The sequence below is a fragment of the Pseudomonas sp. GW822-FHT06D10 genome, from assembly GCF_058799535.1.
Genome location: NZ_JBXALN010000007.1, coordinates 216,573 through 229,053, shown reverse-complemented (window position 1 = coordinate 229,053; position 12,481 = coordinate 216,573). Strand labels below are relative to the sequence as shown.

The window sequence follows — 12,481 nt, the reverse complement described above, 5'->3', positions numbered from 1 at the left end:
CCGGCGGCCTGGGCCGCCGGGAGGATCGATCAGAAGAAGCCCAGCGGGTTGATGTCGTAGCTCACCAGCAGGTTCTTGGTCTGCTGGTAGTGGTCGAGCATCATCTTGTGGGTTTCACGGCCGACGCCGGATTTCTTGTAGCCACCGAACGCGGCGTGGGCCGGGTACAGGTGGTAGCAGTTGGTCCACACGCGGCCGGCCTTGATCCCGCGGCCCATGCGGTAGGCACGGTTGATGTCGCGGGTCCAGACCCCGGCACCCAGGCCGAACTCGGTGTCGTTGGCGATCGCCAGGGCTTCGGCTTCGTCCTTGAAGGTGGTGACGCTGACCACCGGGCCGAAGATTTCCTCCTGGAACACGCGCATCTTGTTGGTGCCCTTGAGCAGGGTCGGCTGGATGTAGTAGCCGCTGGACAGGTCGCCCTCGAGTTTTTCCACCTTGCCGCCGGTGAGCAGCTGCGCACCTTCGTTCTTGGCGATGTCGAGGTAGGAGAGGATCTTGTCGAACTGCTGCTCGGAAGCCTGGGCGCCGACCATGGTGTCGGTGTCCAGTGGGTCGCCACGCTTGATCTGCTCGATCTTCTTCATCACCACTTGCATGAATTCGTCGTAGATCGATTCCTGCACCAGGGCGCGGGATGGGCAGGTGCAGACTTCACCCTGGTTGAAGAATGCCAGCACCAGGCCTTCGGCGGCCTTTTCGATGAACTTGGGCTCGGCCTGCATGATGTCTTCGAAGAAGATGTTCGGCGACTTGCCGCCCAGTTCCACGGTGGACGGAATGATGTTCTCGGCGGCGCACTTCATGATGTGCGAGCCCACCGGAGTCGAGCCGGTGAAGGCGATCTTGGCGATGCGCTTGCTGGTGGCCAGGGCTTCGCCGGCTTCGCGGCCAAAACCTTGCACCACGTTGAGTACGCCGGGTGGCAGCAGGTCGCCGATCACTTCCATGAGCACGGTGATGCCCAGCGGGGTCTGCTCGGCGGGCTTGAGTACCACGCAGTTGCCCGCTGCCAGGGCCGGGGCGAGTTTCCAGGCGGCCATCAGGATCGGGAAGTTCCACGGAATGATCTGCCCGACCACGCCCAGGGGTTCATGGATGTGATAGGCCACGGTGTTGCCGTCGATTTCCGCAGCGCTGCCTTCCTGGGCCCGCAGGCAACCGGCGAAGTAGCGGAAGTGGTCGGCGGCCAGGGGAATGTCGGCGTTCAGGGTTTCGCGCACGGCCTTGCCGTTGTCCCAGGTTTCGGTGATGGCCAGCAGTTCGAGGTTCTGTTCGATGCGGTCGGCAATCTTCAGCAGGATCAGCGAGCGCGCCTGCACCGAGGTCGCGCCCCAGGCGTCAGCGGCGGCATGGGCGGCGTCCAGGGCCTTGTCGATGTCTTCGGCAGTGGAGCGGGGGAATTCGGCAATCGGCTGGCCGTTGACCGGCGAGGTGTTGGTGAAGTACTGGCCTTTGACAGGCGCGACGAACTCGCCGCCGATGTAGTTACCGTATTTGCTCTTGAACGAAACGATAGCGCCTTCAGTACCGGGGTGTGCGTAACGCATGGTGGGTATCTCCTGGCTTTTATGCTTATGGGGGAGGACGCGCCGTAGCGCATATCAAGCGTAGAGCAAAGGTCGGGCCAGCGTGCTACAGGCCATATGCATCAAGGGTTTGCGGATGTTTCGAGAGGGCCGCTACGGGGCGCTGTGACGGATCCGGTACAGGCTTGAGTGACAGTTTGTAACCTAAGTGGCACAACCTGTGACTCGGGAGTCAAGCCGGCATTGCAATGCAGCAGCGCCTGGAGGATGCTGGTTCGCGTGTCGAATCTTGTCGGACAAGTCTGATGAGCATTCCTCCTTCATAGTCGATTGCAGCCCGGCAGTGGCGACAGTATTTCGTCTGAGCGTGACAGCGCAGCAGGAGAATAATAAGAAATGCACACTAGCAATTACTTGAGCCGGCATGCCCAGCAGGTGCTCACCGTGGCCCAGGGCAAGGCTCATTTGCAGGGCCCGGGCAGCGATCCTTCCATTGCCCGCTCCTGGCTGCGCTGCCTCGAGGACTATCATCTCGACCCGGCCCAGGTCATGGCCCCTACGGTGCTTGAACATGGCCGCCTGTTGGAGAGCCGCGAGCGCCTGCAAGATGTCTTGCAGATAGCCGGCACCGAGATGGCCAATCTGCACCAACAACTGTCCGGCGCCGGGCATGCGGTGCTGCTGACCGATGCCCGGGGCGTGATCCTCAACTGCATTACCGCCCCTAGCGAACGCAAGATCTTCGAGCATGCCGGACTGTGGCTGGGCGCCGATTGGAGCGAGGCCCGGGAGGGCACCAACGGCATCGGCACCTGCCTGGTGGAGCGCCAGCCGCTGACCATTCACCAGGGCGAGCATTTCCGCGGCCGGCACACCGGCCTGACCTGCTCTGCGAGCCCGGTGTTCGACCCCCATGGCGAGTTGCTGGCGGTGCTGGATGTGTCGTCGGCGCGCCAGGACGTGTCCCGGCAGAGCCAGTTCCACACCATGGCCCTGGTCAACCTGTCGGCGAAGATGATCGAGAGCTGCTATTTCCTGCGTTATTTCGAGAACCAGTGGCTGCTGCGCTTTCATCTGCAGGCGGAGTCGGTGGGGCTGTTCAGCGAGGGCCTGCTGGCGTTCGATGGCGATGGCCGGATCTGTGCGGTGAACCAGAGCGCCCTGAACCTGCTGGGGCATATTCGCGGCGGGTTGCTGGGCAAGCCGGTGGAAAGCTTTTTCGACTGCTCCCTGGATGAACTGCTCGGCCGCGCCAGTATCAATGCCAGCGCCAGTTGGCCATTGCGCACCCGGGACGGGCGACGCCTGTTCGCCTTGTTGCGCGGCCAGCCACAGCCGGCCGCACAACCAGCGGTGCTGCGGGCACCGCAGGCCATTGCGCCGGCGCGGCCCTCGGGGATCTGCCTGGGGGATGACGGCCTGCAGAACGATTTTCGCCGCGCCTCGCGAGTGTTCGAGCGCGATGTGCCGTTGCTGATCAATGGCGAGACCGGCTCCGGCAAGGAGGCCTTCGCCAAGGCGGTGCACCAGGGCAGCGCGCGGGCGGACAAGGCCTTTGTCGCGCTCAACTGCGCGGCTATCCCGGAAAGCCTGATCGAGAGCGAGCTGTTTGGTTATCGCGGCGGCAGCTTTACCGGGGCGCGCAAGGAGGGCATGCGCGGCAAGTTGCAGCAGGCCGACGGCGGTACCCTGTTCCTCGATGAAATCGGCGATATGCCCCTGGCCCTGCAGACCCGTTTGCTGCGGGTACTGGAGGATCGGCTGGTGGTGCCGATCGGCGGCGAGCCGCAACCGGTCAACGTGCGCATCATCAGCGCGACCCACCGTGACCTGCTGGAGCGGGTGCGCGACGGTAGCTTCCGTGAGGACCTGTATTACCGGCTCAATGGCCTGGAGATCGCCTTGCCGGCCTTGCGCGATCGCAGCGACAAATCCCAGTTGCTGGATTTCCTCCTGGCCGAAGAGGCGGGCGGCCAGCCGGTGATGCTGGAGGACGCGGTGCGCCAGAGCCTGTTGAGTTATTCCTGGCCGGGTAACGTGCGGCAATTGCGCAACGTGCTGCGCACCCTGGCGGCCTTGTGTGAAAACGGCCGCATTGGCCTGGATGATCTGCCGCCGCTGATCCGCCACAGCCGCCCGGCGCCGCTGGGCGAAGCGGTAGCAGAGGTGCTGGAGCGGCCACTGGAGGACGCCGAGCGGGTGGCGTTGCTGGCGGCTCTGGAGCAGCAGCGCTGGCACATGACCCATACCGCCGAGCAGTTGGGCGTGAGCCGCAACACCCTCTATAGAAAGCTGCGCAAGCACGGCATCGCGCGCTAGTCCGAGCTGGCGGCCCGTCGGGCTTGCGCCAGCGCAGGCCAGCAGCAACCTCCCGGTCAGCTAATGGGTGCGATTTGCAGCCCTCTACGCTAACCTGCGCCGATGTTTTTCGAGGTCGACTATGCACATCCATATTCTCGGTATCTGCGGCACTTTCATGGGGTCGATGGCGGTTCTGGCCAAAGAGCTGGGCCATCACGTCACCGGTTCCGACGCTAACGTGTATCCACCCATGAGCACCCAGCTGCAGGCCCAGGGCATCGAGCTGACCCAGGGCTACGATCCTGCCCAGCTGGACCCGGCGCCGGACTTGGTGGTGATCGGCAATGCCATGTCCCGCGGCAACCCGGCGGTGGAGTACGTGCTGAACAAGGGCCTGCCCTATGTGTCCGGCCCGCAATGGCTGGCCGACCATGTGCTGCAGGGGCGTTGGGTACTGGCGGTGGCCGGGACCCACGGCAAGACCACCACCAGCAGCATGCTGGCCTGGGTCCTGGAGCATGCGGGCATGAGCCCGGGCTTCCTGATCGGCGGCGTGCCACAGAATTTCGCCGTCTCCGCGCGCTTGGGCGGTACGCCGTTCTTCGTGATCGAGGCTGATGAGTACGACAGCGCCTTCTTCGACAAGCGCTCGAAGTTCGTCCACTACCGCCCACGGACCGCGATCCTCAATAACCTGGAATTCGACCATGCGGATATCTTCCCTGATCTTCAGGCTATCGAGCGGCAATTCCACCATCTGGTGCGGACCATTCCCAGCGAAGGCCTGGTGATCCATCCCACCACCGAGCCTGCCTTGCAGCGGGTGATCGAGATGGGCTGCTGGACCCCGGTGCAGACTACCGGCGCTGGCGGCCAGTGGCAGGTCAAGTTGCTGAGCGCCGACGGTTCGGCCTTCGAGGTGATGTTCGAAGGCGTGAGCCAGGGCGTGGTGGAGTGGGAGCTGACCGGCCAGCACAACGTCGCCAATGCCCTGGCCACCCTGGCTGCGGCACGCCATGTGGGTGTGGTGCCGTCGATGGGCATTGCCGGCCTGAGCGCGTTCAAGAGCGTGAAGCGGCGCATGGAGAAAGTCGCCGAAGTGCATGGCGTGACCATCTACGATGACTTCGCCCATCACCCGACGGCCATAGCCACTACGCTGGATGGCTTGCGCAAGCGGGTTGGCGATGCCCCGGTGATCGCCATCATCGAGCCGCGCTCCAACTCCATGAAGCTCGGCGCGCACCGTGATGGCCTGCCGGAAAGCGTCAACCAGGCCGATCAGGTGATCTGGTATGCCCCGGCCAACCTGGGCTGGGACCTGGCCGCCACGGCGGCCTTGTGCACGGTGCCGTCGATTGTCAGCGACTCTCTGGAAGGCATCATCGAGCGGGTGAAGAGCCAGGCCAAGCCGGGCACCCAGGTGGTGATCATGAGCAACGGCGGCTTTGGCGGCCTGCACGGCAAACTGGCCGAGGCGCTGCGATGAACAACGGCCCGGAACGCATCACCCTGGCCATGACCGGTGCCTCGGGCGCCCAGTACGGCCTGCGCCTGCTGGACTGCCTGGTGCGTGAGGATCGGGAGGTGCATTTTCTGATCTCCAAGGCTGCGCAATTGGTCATGGCCACGGAAACCGATGTGACCCTGCCGCCCAAGCCGCAGACCATGCAGGCCTTCCTCACCGAATACACCGGTGCGTCGGCGGGGCAGATCCGCGTTTATGGCAAGGAGGACTGGATGTCGCCGGTGGCCTCGGGCTCCGGCTCGCCGGCGGCGATGGTAGTGGTGCCGTGCTCCACCGGCACCTTGTCGGCGATTGCCACCGGTGCCTGCAACAACCTGATCGAGCGCGCCGCGGACGTGACCCTCAAGGAGCGCCGGCAGTTGATTCTGGTGCCTCGCGAGGCGCCGTACTCCAGCATCCACCTGGAGCACATGCTCAAGTTGTCGAACATGGGCGTGACCATTCTGCCGGCCTCGCCGGGCTTCTATCACCAGCCGCAGACTATCGATGACCTGGTGGATTTTGTCGTGGCGCGGATTCTCAATCTGTTGAACATCCCGCAGGACATGTTGCCGCGCTGGGGCGAGCATCATCTGAGCAGCGATGAGTAAGTCCCTGCTGGTGCTGTTGGCCGCCCTGCAACTGGGCGGCTGTGCCACGGCCCGGACCTTGAATGCCGCCCAGCCCGGGGCGCCGGTGGTGTATTCGGGGACGCGCCTGGACTTGTATGCGATGCAGGGTGGGTGCTGCGCCATGGACCGCTTTGGCGCCGAGGCACCGAGCTATCCTGGCGTGGATCTGCCAGCCAGTGCCCTGCTCGATACCCTGTTGCTGCCGCTGTCGGTGCTGACGGTATTGGGGGTGGGGTTTCAGGCAACGGGCGGGTTGTAGTGCTTCGCCGGCAAGCCGGCTCCTACAGGTACGTGCAGGAGCGGCTTGCGGGCGAGCGATTCATTTGCCCAGCTTGCGTAGTTCGTCGGACTCGACGATCCGCGTGCCGGTCTGCTCTTCTAGGGCCAGGCGCCACATGGCCCGGGCCAGTTGGCAGGCTTCGATCCCGCGGTACTTGCCCGGTATCAGCCGCGACAGTGGTCCGGCCAGCTGTTCGCCCAGGCGCGGTTCGATGCGATCCCCCAGCAGCAGGGATGGTCGGCAGATGGTCAGTTGTGGCCAGCCCTGCAGTTTCAGCGCTTCTTCCATTTCACCTTTGACCCGGTTGTAGAAGATCGACGACTTGGGGTCGGCGCCCAGGGCGCTGATCACGATCAGGTGCCGTGCGCCCAGCTCCCGCGCGCGTTTGCCGAAGGCCACCACCATGTCCAGGTCCACCGCACGAAAAGCGGCTTCGGAACCGGCCTGCTTGAGGGTGGTACCCAGGCAGCAGAAGGCGATTTCCACTTTGCCGCTGAGTTGCGGCAGGAATACGGCGGGGTCGCCGACCGGGTTTTCCAGGCGTGGGTGTTCGCTCAGTGGGCGTCTGCTGGGTGCCAGAACACGGATAATGGTGGGCTCGTTGAGCAGACGATCGAGCAGTTGCTCCCCGGTCAGGCCGGAGGCGCCGGCGAGCAGGATATGCTGAGGCGTCAAGTACATGGTCATTCCCCCTTGATACTGTTTCAGCTTAGTTGCTCTGTGCTTCCTTGCTGCTTATAGAGACACTCTGCAGGGCCTTTCGTGCCTGCTGTTTGCGCAATTGTTGCCAATGGGCAATGACGCCTCTGGGCGCCCAGATCTGCGGTTCCGACGCTTCGAAGCCGTCTGCCTGCTCACGCTCGGCAACTATGCCCCGGGCCAGCTTGAATGCATGCTCAAGGTCGTCGGTCTGGTTCAGCGCCTGGGCGAACAGGGCATCGCCAAAGTAGGTGAAGTCGGCCTCTTCCGAGCAGCCGAAGGACACCCGGTCTGCCTGGGATGCGGTCATGATCAGGGTTCGCTCATCCTTGAGGGCCGGAATGAAGCCGCCGGAGTAGCAGGAAGAGATGACGATGATCTTGTCGCGGTTCTTCAGCGGGGCCAGGGCGGTGGCCAGTTCATCGGCGGGCAGGTCTGCCAGCTCCAGGCGCGGCTGGTCCAGCACCAGTTCGTGGGCGCTGGTGCCGTGGCTGGTGAGGTAGATGAACACCAGGTCTTCCGGGCCGCTGCGTTCGGCCAGGGTCTGGGCGGCGCGGCGCAGGTTTTCCCGGGTGGCCATGGGCCGGTTCATCAGGTGGTCGCGGTGATTGACCAGGCGGATCTGGCCGTAGGCGCCGAAGCGACTGGCGAGCATGTTGCTGACATAGTCGGCCTCGCGCAGGAACACGCTCTGCTTGCCGTCGCCGGCCAGAGTCAGGCTGTAGAGTTCGATGGCCGGGGTGGAGGCGGGCACCGTATCGAGGGCTTCCTTGAGCAAGCGGCCCTGGACCAGCAGCGCAGTTTCCAGCGGGTCTGGCAGTAGCTTGCCATCGGCGTCGCGAACCCGCAGGCCGTTGTTCCACACACCGCTTTGCACGCTGCCATCGCGCAGTACCAGCACGCCGTGGCCTTGGTAGTTGTCACTGTCGAAGCCGCCAACGTAGAAGCTGCCATCGCTGAGGTTGAGCCGCCCCTCACCGCTGAAGCGCCAGTCGCTGAAGGTGCCGACATAGTGGCTGCCGTCGGCGCCGGTCAGTTCGCCCTTGCCACTCAGGGCGCCTTCCTTGAACTGGCCGATCCAGACGTCGCCGTCGGAGTTTTCGTAGCGGCCCTTGCCGTTGAGCTGGTTGTGCTTGAAGCCGCCGACGTAGATGTCGCCTTCGGCACTGTTGAAGGTGCCGTTGCCTTCCAGCTGGCCGTTGACGAAGTTGCCGGTGAACTGGTTGCCGCTGGCGTCGCTGCGCTGGCCTTCGCCATTGGGCTTGCCCTTGGCGAACTGGCCCTGGTACTGGCTGCCGTCGTCCAGTTCCAGGCGCCCGAGGCCCGAATACAGGTCGGCCTTGAATTCGCCGCGGTAGGTCATGCCGTCTTCTTTGAGGGTGCCTTCGCCATCCCGGCGGCCGAGCTTGAAGCCGCCGCTGTAGCTGCTGTCCTTGGTGGTCAGCGTGCCCTGACCATGGAACAGCCCTTGCTGGAACTGGCCGCGATAGACCTCGCCGTTGCTGCCGTGCCATTCCCCCTGGCCATGCCACTGGCCCTTGTCGAACTGGCCGGCGTACCAACTGCCGTTGGGGTAGTCGATGCGCCCTTGTCCCTGGAGCAGGCCATTGACCAGGTCGCCTCGATAGCGCCCGCCGTCCGGCAGGCGGGCATCGGGCGGCAACAGCGATTCGCCGTCGCCACAGGCACTGAGCAATAGGGTCAAAACCAGGGGTGCAAGTGGGCGCATAACGGGTTCCGGATAATTAGGGGACCGAGTATGCCGCAGCGGTGTGTCTTATATATAGAGAGGTTGAGCGAAACAGCGTGAGCTGTTTCGCATCGGAGGGATTTCAGACGAAACAGAGCGACAGCGGCTCGGCGATATAGGCCGGTTTTTCCTGGCCGTCGATTTCCAGGGTGGCGGTCGCCTTGAGCAGCCACTGACCGGGTTTCTTTTCGGTGACTTCAGTCAGGTCGACCTTGAGCCGCACCTTGGAATTGACTGGCACCGGCTGGATGAAACGCACGCTGTCCAGGCCGTAGTTGACCACCATCTTCAGGCCCTGGGGCAGCACGAGGATGTCTTCCATCAGTTTGGGGATCAGCGACAGGGTCAGGAAACCGTGGGCAATGGTGCTGCCGAACGGGGTCTGTGCGGCCTTGACCGGATCCACGTGGATGAACTGGAAGTCACCGGTCGCCTCGGCGAAGAGGTTGATGCGCTCCTGGTCGATGGTGAGCCATGGGGAACGTCCGAGTTCCTTCCCGACATAATCTTTGAGCTCTGCAACAGGAACATGGGGCATTGAGACTCTCCTTGGATCAACGATTTATTAGTATTCGACGTTGTGTGGTGCGCTCTGAAACTTCCACTTTAGATCATCATGGCGATCCTTCCCGGTAAACATCCATGCTTTTGGCGAATGCCGGTTCATAGCACCTGCGTGCTTATAATGCGCGACGGGATCTGGCTGGAGAGGCGGTATGTTGTTACGCGGTTTGACATGGCTGGTGCTGTTCCAATTGCTCGGAACGGCGCTCAATCACCTGCTGTTGCCCGTGCTTCCCGGGCCCATCATCGGCCTGTTGCTGCTGCTGGTTTTCCTGGTGGTGCGCGGTGAAGTGGGCGAGCCGCTGAATCTCGCGGCTGGCAGCCTGCTGCGTTACCTGCCGCTGCTGCTGGTGCCGCCTGCGGTGGGGGTCATGGTCTATGCCCGGGACATCGCCGCGGACTTCTGGGCCATTACCGGCGCGCTGGTGTTGTCCCTGGTGATCTCGATGGCTTTTGTCGGCGTGCTGATGCAGCGCCTGGTCAAGCGCCAGGGCCGGCAGGAGGACAGTCAATGATCTTCGATTGGCAGGGGGCCTGGGCCGCGGTGATCCATCACCCGCTGTTTGGCATCGGCATCACGCTGGGTGCCTATCAACTGGTGCTGGCGGCGTTCGAGAAGACCCGCTGGATGTTCCTGCAGCCGGTGCTGGTGTCCATGCTACTGGTGATCGGCGTGCTGCTCGGCTGCGGCCTGAGCTATGCCGAGTACCGCAAGAGCACCGAAATCCTGAGCATTCTGCTGGGCCCGGCGACGGTAGCCCTGGCGGTGCCGCTGTACCTCAACCTGCGACGGATCCGCCAATTGTTCTGGCCGATATTGGCTACGCTGGTGGTGGGCGGCGTCGTGGCTACCAGCCTGGGCGTACTGCTGGGATGGTGGTTTGGTGCCGAGCACATGATCCTAATGACCATGGCGCCCAAGTCGGTGACCTCGCCCATTGCCATGCTGGTGGCCGAGCAGATTGGTGGCGTGGCGGCGTTGGCGGCGGTCTTCGTGCTGATTACCGGAGTGATCGGAGCGATATTTGGCCCGGGCCTGCTCAACCGTTTGGGGGTGCATGGCCCGGAAGCGCGAGGCATGGCCCTGGGCATGACCGCCCACGCAGTGGGCACCTCGGTGGCCTTGCAGGAAAGTGAGGAGTGCGGCGCCTTTGCGGCGCTGGCGATGAGTCTGATGGGCGTGGCCACGGCGGTGTTGCTGCCGTTGGCGGTGTCGTTGCTGGTTTAAGGAAGGAAGTATGAACCTGGCGCTTTTTCCTCTGAATACCGTGCTGTTTCCCGATTGCATTCTCGATCTGCAGATTTTCGAGGCGCGTTATCTCGACATGATCGGGCGCTGCATGAAGCAGGGCTGCGGGTTTGGGGTGGTGTGCATCCTTGAAGGGGAGGAGGTCGGTACGGCCGCCCAGGGCTATGCGCAAATTGGCTGTGAAGCCTTGATCACCGACTTCCACCAGCAGGACAACGGGCTGCTGGGAATCAGGGTCAAGGGCGGTCGGCGTTTTCGCATTCTGCAAAGCGAAGTGCAGAAAGACCAACTGACGGTGGCCCGGGTGCAATGGCTGGAAGAGGCCCCCGAGCAGCCGTTGCAGGATGAGGATGCGGACCTGATTGCGCTGCTCAAGGCCTTGGCCGAGCATCCGATGGTCGAGGCCCTGGATATGGGGGTCGAGGCTACGGGGCAGCTGTCACTGGCCAATCAGTTGGCCTACCTGCTGCCTTTTTCCGAACAGGACAAGGTCGACCTGCTGCAACTGGATGACCCGCAGCAGCGTCTGGATGCCATCCAGCAGTTGCTGGACGAGCTGCAAGGCGAACTCTTCGCCTGAGCCGCAGCCTGTAGTGACGGCCGCAGCTTGCCTCTGGCGCCTTTAATAGGCGTACCGCAGCAGGGCGTGAGGCAAGTGCCGTGTCGCCATGTATCCGCACATCAACAGCATGACCGGCAGTAGTAGCCACCAGGCCCTGGCCGGCATCGGCTTGAGCGGGCCTTGCCATTGGCTCAGGGACAGGCTGGCGGCGCAGACACAGGCCGCGAGTATGGCGCCGGCGAGAATGTCGGTTGGCCAATGGGCCCCCAGATAGACCCGGGACAAGGCAATGGAGGCCGCCGGCAGGCAGCCCAGCAACAGCCAGGTCAGGCGCATGCGGGGTGGCTGGCCACGGCCGGCCAGAACTGCCAGGGTCAAGAACAGGGCGAAAGAGCCGGAAGAGTGACCGCTGGGCATGCTGAAACTGGTGAGAGGCTCGCTCAGCACTTCAGGGCGTACCCGTGCGAAGAACCATTTGCTGCCGGTGTTGGCCAGGGCAGTACACAGCAGGGTCGCTCCGGCGAACGCGGCCTGGCGCCATTGGCGCAGGGCCAGGAGCAGCAGGGTCAGCACTGCGCTGAGGATGAACATGGCGCGGAACTCGCCGATCTGGGTGACCATGACCATGATCTTGTCCAGAGCCGGGTCCCGGTGCTCCTGTACCAGGGCGATCAGGCCCTGGTCGAACTGCGTCAGGTACGGATAGCCGATGAACAGCCCTGCCAGAATCAGCAGGCTCAGGCCGGACATCAACAGGGTTGCCCGGCGATGACGCCGCAGGCTGCTGTTGACACTCAGGCCGACAAGCACCACCAGGCTGCCAATGACGATGCCCGCCTGGGGCCAGAAGCCTTCGGGCAGGGGCAGGCGAATCGCCGCACCCGTGGCCCAGCCCGGCAGCAGATAGGCCAACGACCAGCCCGCCGCCGCCAGCAGGCTGACAGCGAGGAAGCGTGGGAACGGCATGTCGAACATTCCAGCCACCATCGGCAGCATTGGCCGTAGCGGGCCGATGAAGCGGCCCACCAGCAGGCTGGCGATGCCATAGCGCTGGAAGTAGCTTTCCGCACCGCTGATCCATTCAGGGTGGTGACGAAGGCCGGGCAAGCGGCGAATGCCTTGGTGGAAATGCCGTCCCAGCAGATAGGACATCACGTCCCCCAGCAATCCGCCGGCAGCACCCAGGAGCAGGGTTTCCCCCAGTGACAGGGCGCCATTGCCGGCCAGTACCGCAATCGCGAACAGCAGGACCGTGCCCGGCACGATCAGGCCCACGATCGCCAGGCATTCCATGCAGGCCACGATGAACACTGCGACTGCCAGCCATTGGGGGTTGCTGGTTAGCCAGGCGGTCACGCTGTCGAGCCATGGGCCCATAAATTCAACTCCGTTGTTGTTTTTTGCAGAG

At 63.6% G+C, this 12,481-nt stretch carries 12 protein-coding genes; 7 read left to right on the top strand and 5 right to left on the bottom strand.

The genetic code is table 11. The annotated features are described in order from the left end of the window. Positions 1-29: 29 nt before the first annotated feature. Positions 30-1,550 carry an acetaldehyde dehydrogenase ExaC gene (gene exaC, locus AC1RL5_RS23810; RefSeq protein WP_011063687.1) on the bottom strand — a complete coding sequence of 507 codons (1,521 nt, stop codon included), beginning with the start codon at positions 1,548-1,550 and terminating at the stop codon, positions 30-32. Positions 1,551-1,925: 375 nt separating this feature from the next. Here exaC and AC1RL5_RS23805 point away from each other — a divergent pair, with 375 nt between their 5' ends. The 4 genes from AC1RL5_RS23805 (at position 1,926) to AC1RL5_RS23790 (ending at position 6,228) form a co-directional block, all read left to right on the top strand. Next, entirely contained in the window at positions 1,926-3,848 is a 1,923-nt protein-coding gene (locus tag AC1RL5_RS23805; RefSeq protein ID WP_072452895.1) for a sigma-54-dependent Fis family transcriptional regulator, read from the top strand. Positions 3,849-3,969: 121 nt separating this feature from the next. Further along, the gene (gene mpl / locus AC1RL5_RS23800; protein WP_072452897.1) at positions 3,970-5,319 is read left to right on the top strand and encodes a UDP-N-acetylmuramate:L-alanyl-gamma-D-glutamyl-meso-diaminopimelate ligase; all 1,350 of its coding nucleotides are present in this window, start codon (positions 3,970-3,972) and stop codon (positions 5,317-5,319) included. Continuing rightward, complete coding sequence (gene ubiX, locus AC1RL5_RS23795; protein WP_011063684.1) at positions 5,316-5,948, top strand: flavin prenyltransferase UbiX; 633 nt, start codon at positions 5,316-5,318, stop codon at positions 5,946-5,948. Before mpl ends, ubiX begins: the two co-directional genes overlap by 4 nt. Continuing rightward, positions 5,941-6,228 (top strand): YceK/YidQ family lipoprotein, encoded by a 288-nt coding sequence (locus AC1RL5_RS23790; protein WP_011063683.1) that lies wholly within the window; start codon positions 5,941-5,943, stop codon positions 6,226-6,228. Before ubiX ends, AC1RL5_RS23790 begins: the two co-directional genes overlap by 8 nt. Before the next feature lie 60 nt (positions 6,229-6,288). Here the strand turns inward: AC1RL5_RS23790 and AC1RL5_RS23785 are convergent, their stop codons facing one another. The 3 genes from AC1RL5_RS23785 to AC1RL5_RS23775 form a co-directional block, all read right to left on the bottom strand. Next, positions 6,289-6,930, bottom strand: coding sequence for an oxidoreductase (locus AC1RL5_RS23785; RefSeq protein ID WP_072453046.1), 642 nt, complete (start codon positions 6,928-6,930; stop codon positions 6,289-6,291). 28 nt (positions 6,931-6,958) lie between these two features. Continuing rightward, positions 6,959-8,677 (bottom strand): C13 family peptidase, encoded by a 1,719-nt coding sequence (locus AC1RL5_RS23780; protein ID WP_011063681.1) that lies wholly within the window; start codon positions 8,675-8,677, stop codon positions 6,959-6,961. Between the two features lie 103 nt (positions 8,678-8,780). Beyond that, positions 8,781-9,236, bottom strand: a complete 456-nt coding sequence (locus AC1RL5_RS23775; RefSeq protein WP_015637175.1) for a MaoC family dehydratase — start codon at positions 9,234-9,236, stop codon at positions 8,781-8,783. Between the two features lie 178 nt (positions 9,237-9,414). Between AC1RL5_RS23775 and AC1RL5_RS23770 the strand changes: the two genes are divergently transcribed. Genes AC1RL5_RS23770 through AC1RL5_RS23760 form a run of 3 tightly spaced genes read left to right on the top strand, consistent with a single transcriptional unit; the run spans position 9,415 to position 11,091 of the window. Beyond that, positions 9,415-9,777, top strand: coding sequence for a CidA/LrgA family protein (locus AC1RL5_RS23770; RefSeq protein WP_011063679.1), 363 nt, complete (start codon positions 9,415-9,417; stop codon positions 9,775-9,777). Next, positions 9,774-10,490 carry an LrgB family protein gene (locus AC1RL5_RS23765; protein WP_011063678.1) on the top strand — a complete coding sequence of 239 codons (717 nt, stop codon included), beginning with the start codon at positions 9,774-9,776 and terminating at the stop codon, positions 10,488-10,490. The genes AC1RL5_RS23770 and AC1RL5_RS23765 overlap by 4 nt, the downstream gene beginning before the upstream one ends. Before the next feature lie 10 nt (positions 10,491-10,500). Beyond that, on the top strand, positions 10,501-11,091 hold the full coding sequence (locus AC1RL5_RS23760; RefSeq protein WP_492590123.1) for an LON peptidase substrate-binding domain-containing protein: 591 nt from the start codon (positions 10,501-10,503) through the stop codon (positions 11,089-11,091). A 42-nt stretch (positions 11,092-11,133) separates the two neighbouring features. On the opposite strand, the gene AC1RL5_RS23755 is transcribed toward AC1RL5_RS23760, so the two are convergent. Next, a complete protein-coding gene (locus AC1RL5_RS23755; protein ID WP_492590121.1) occupies positions 11,134-12,450 on the bottom strand; it encodes a bifunctional DedA family/phosphatase PAP2 family protein in 1,317 nt (438 codons plus the stop codon). Between the last annotated feature and the right edge of the window lie 31 nt (positions 12,451-12,481).

Bases quoted from the DNA above. Each gene is read 5' to 3' on its own strand.
- exaC (WP_011063687.1), bottom strand. From the start codon at position 1,550: ATGCGTTACGCACACCCCGGTACTGAAGGCGCTATCGTTTCGTTCAAG.
- AC1RL5_RS23805 (WP_072452895.1), top strand. From the start codon at position 1,926: ATGCACACTAGCAATTACTTGAGCCGGCATGCCCAGCAGGTGCTCACC.
- mpl (WP_072452897.1), top strand. From the start codon at position 3,970: ATGCACATCCATATTCTCGGTATCTGCGGCACTTTCATGGGGTCGATG.
- ubiX (WP_011063684.1), top strand. From the start codon at position 5,316: ATGAACAACGGCCCGGAACGCATCACCCTGGCCATGACCGGTGCCTCG.
- AC1RL5_RS23790 (WP_011063683.1), top strand. From the start codon at position 5,941: ATGAGTAAGTCCCTGCTGGTGCTGTTGGCCGCCCTGCAACTGGGCGGC.
- AC1RL5_RS23785 (WP_072453046.1), bottom strand. From the start codon at position 6,930: ATGTACTTGACGCCTCAGCATATCCTGCTCGCCGGCGCCTCCGGCCTG.
- AC1RL5_RS23780 (WP_011063681.1), bottom strand. From the start codon at position 8,677: ATGCGCCCACTTGCACCCCTGGTTTTGACCCTATTGCTCAGTGCCTGT.
- AC1RL5_RS23775 (WP_015637175.1), bottom strand. From the start codon at position 9,236: ATGCCCCATGTTCCTGTTGCAGAGCTCAAAGATTATGTCGGGAAGGAA.
- AC1RL5_RS23770 (WP_011063679.1), top strand. From the start codon at position 9,415: ATGTTGTTACGCGGTTTGACATGGCTGGTGCTGTTCCAATTGCTCGGA.
- AC1RL5_RS23765 (WP_011063678.1), top strand. From the start codon at position 9,774: ATGATCTTCGATTGGCAGGGGGCCTGGGCCGCGGTGATCCATCACCCG.
- AC1RL5_RS23760 (WP_492590123.1), top strand. From the start codon at position 10,501: ATGAACCTGGCGCTTTTTCCTCTGAATACCGTGCTGTTTCCCGATTGC.
- AC1RL5_RS23755 (WP_492590121.1), bottom strand. From the start codon at position 12,450: ATGGGCCCATGGCTCGACAGCGTGACCGCCTGGCTAACCAGCAACCCC.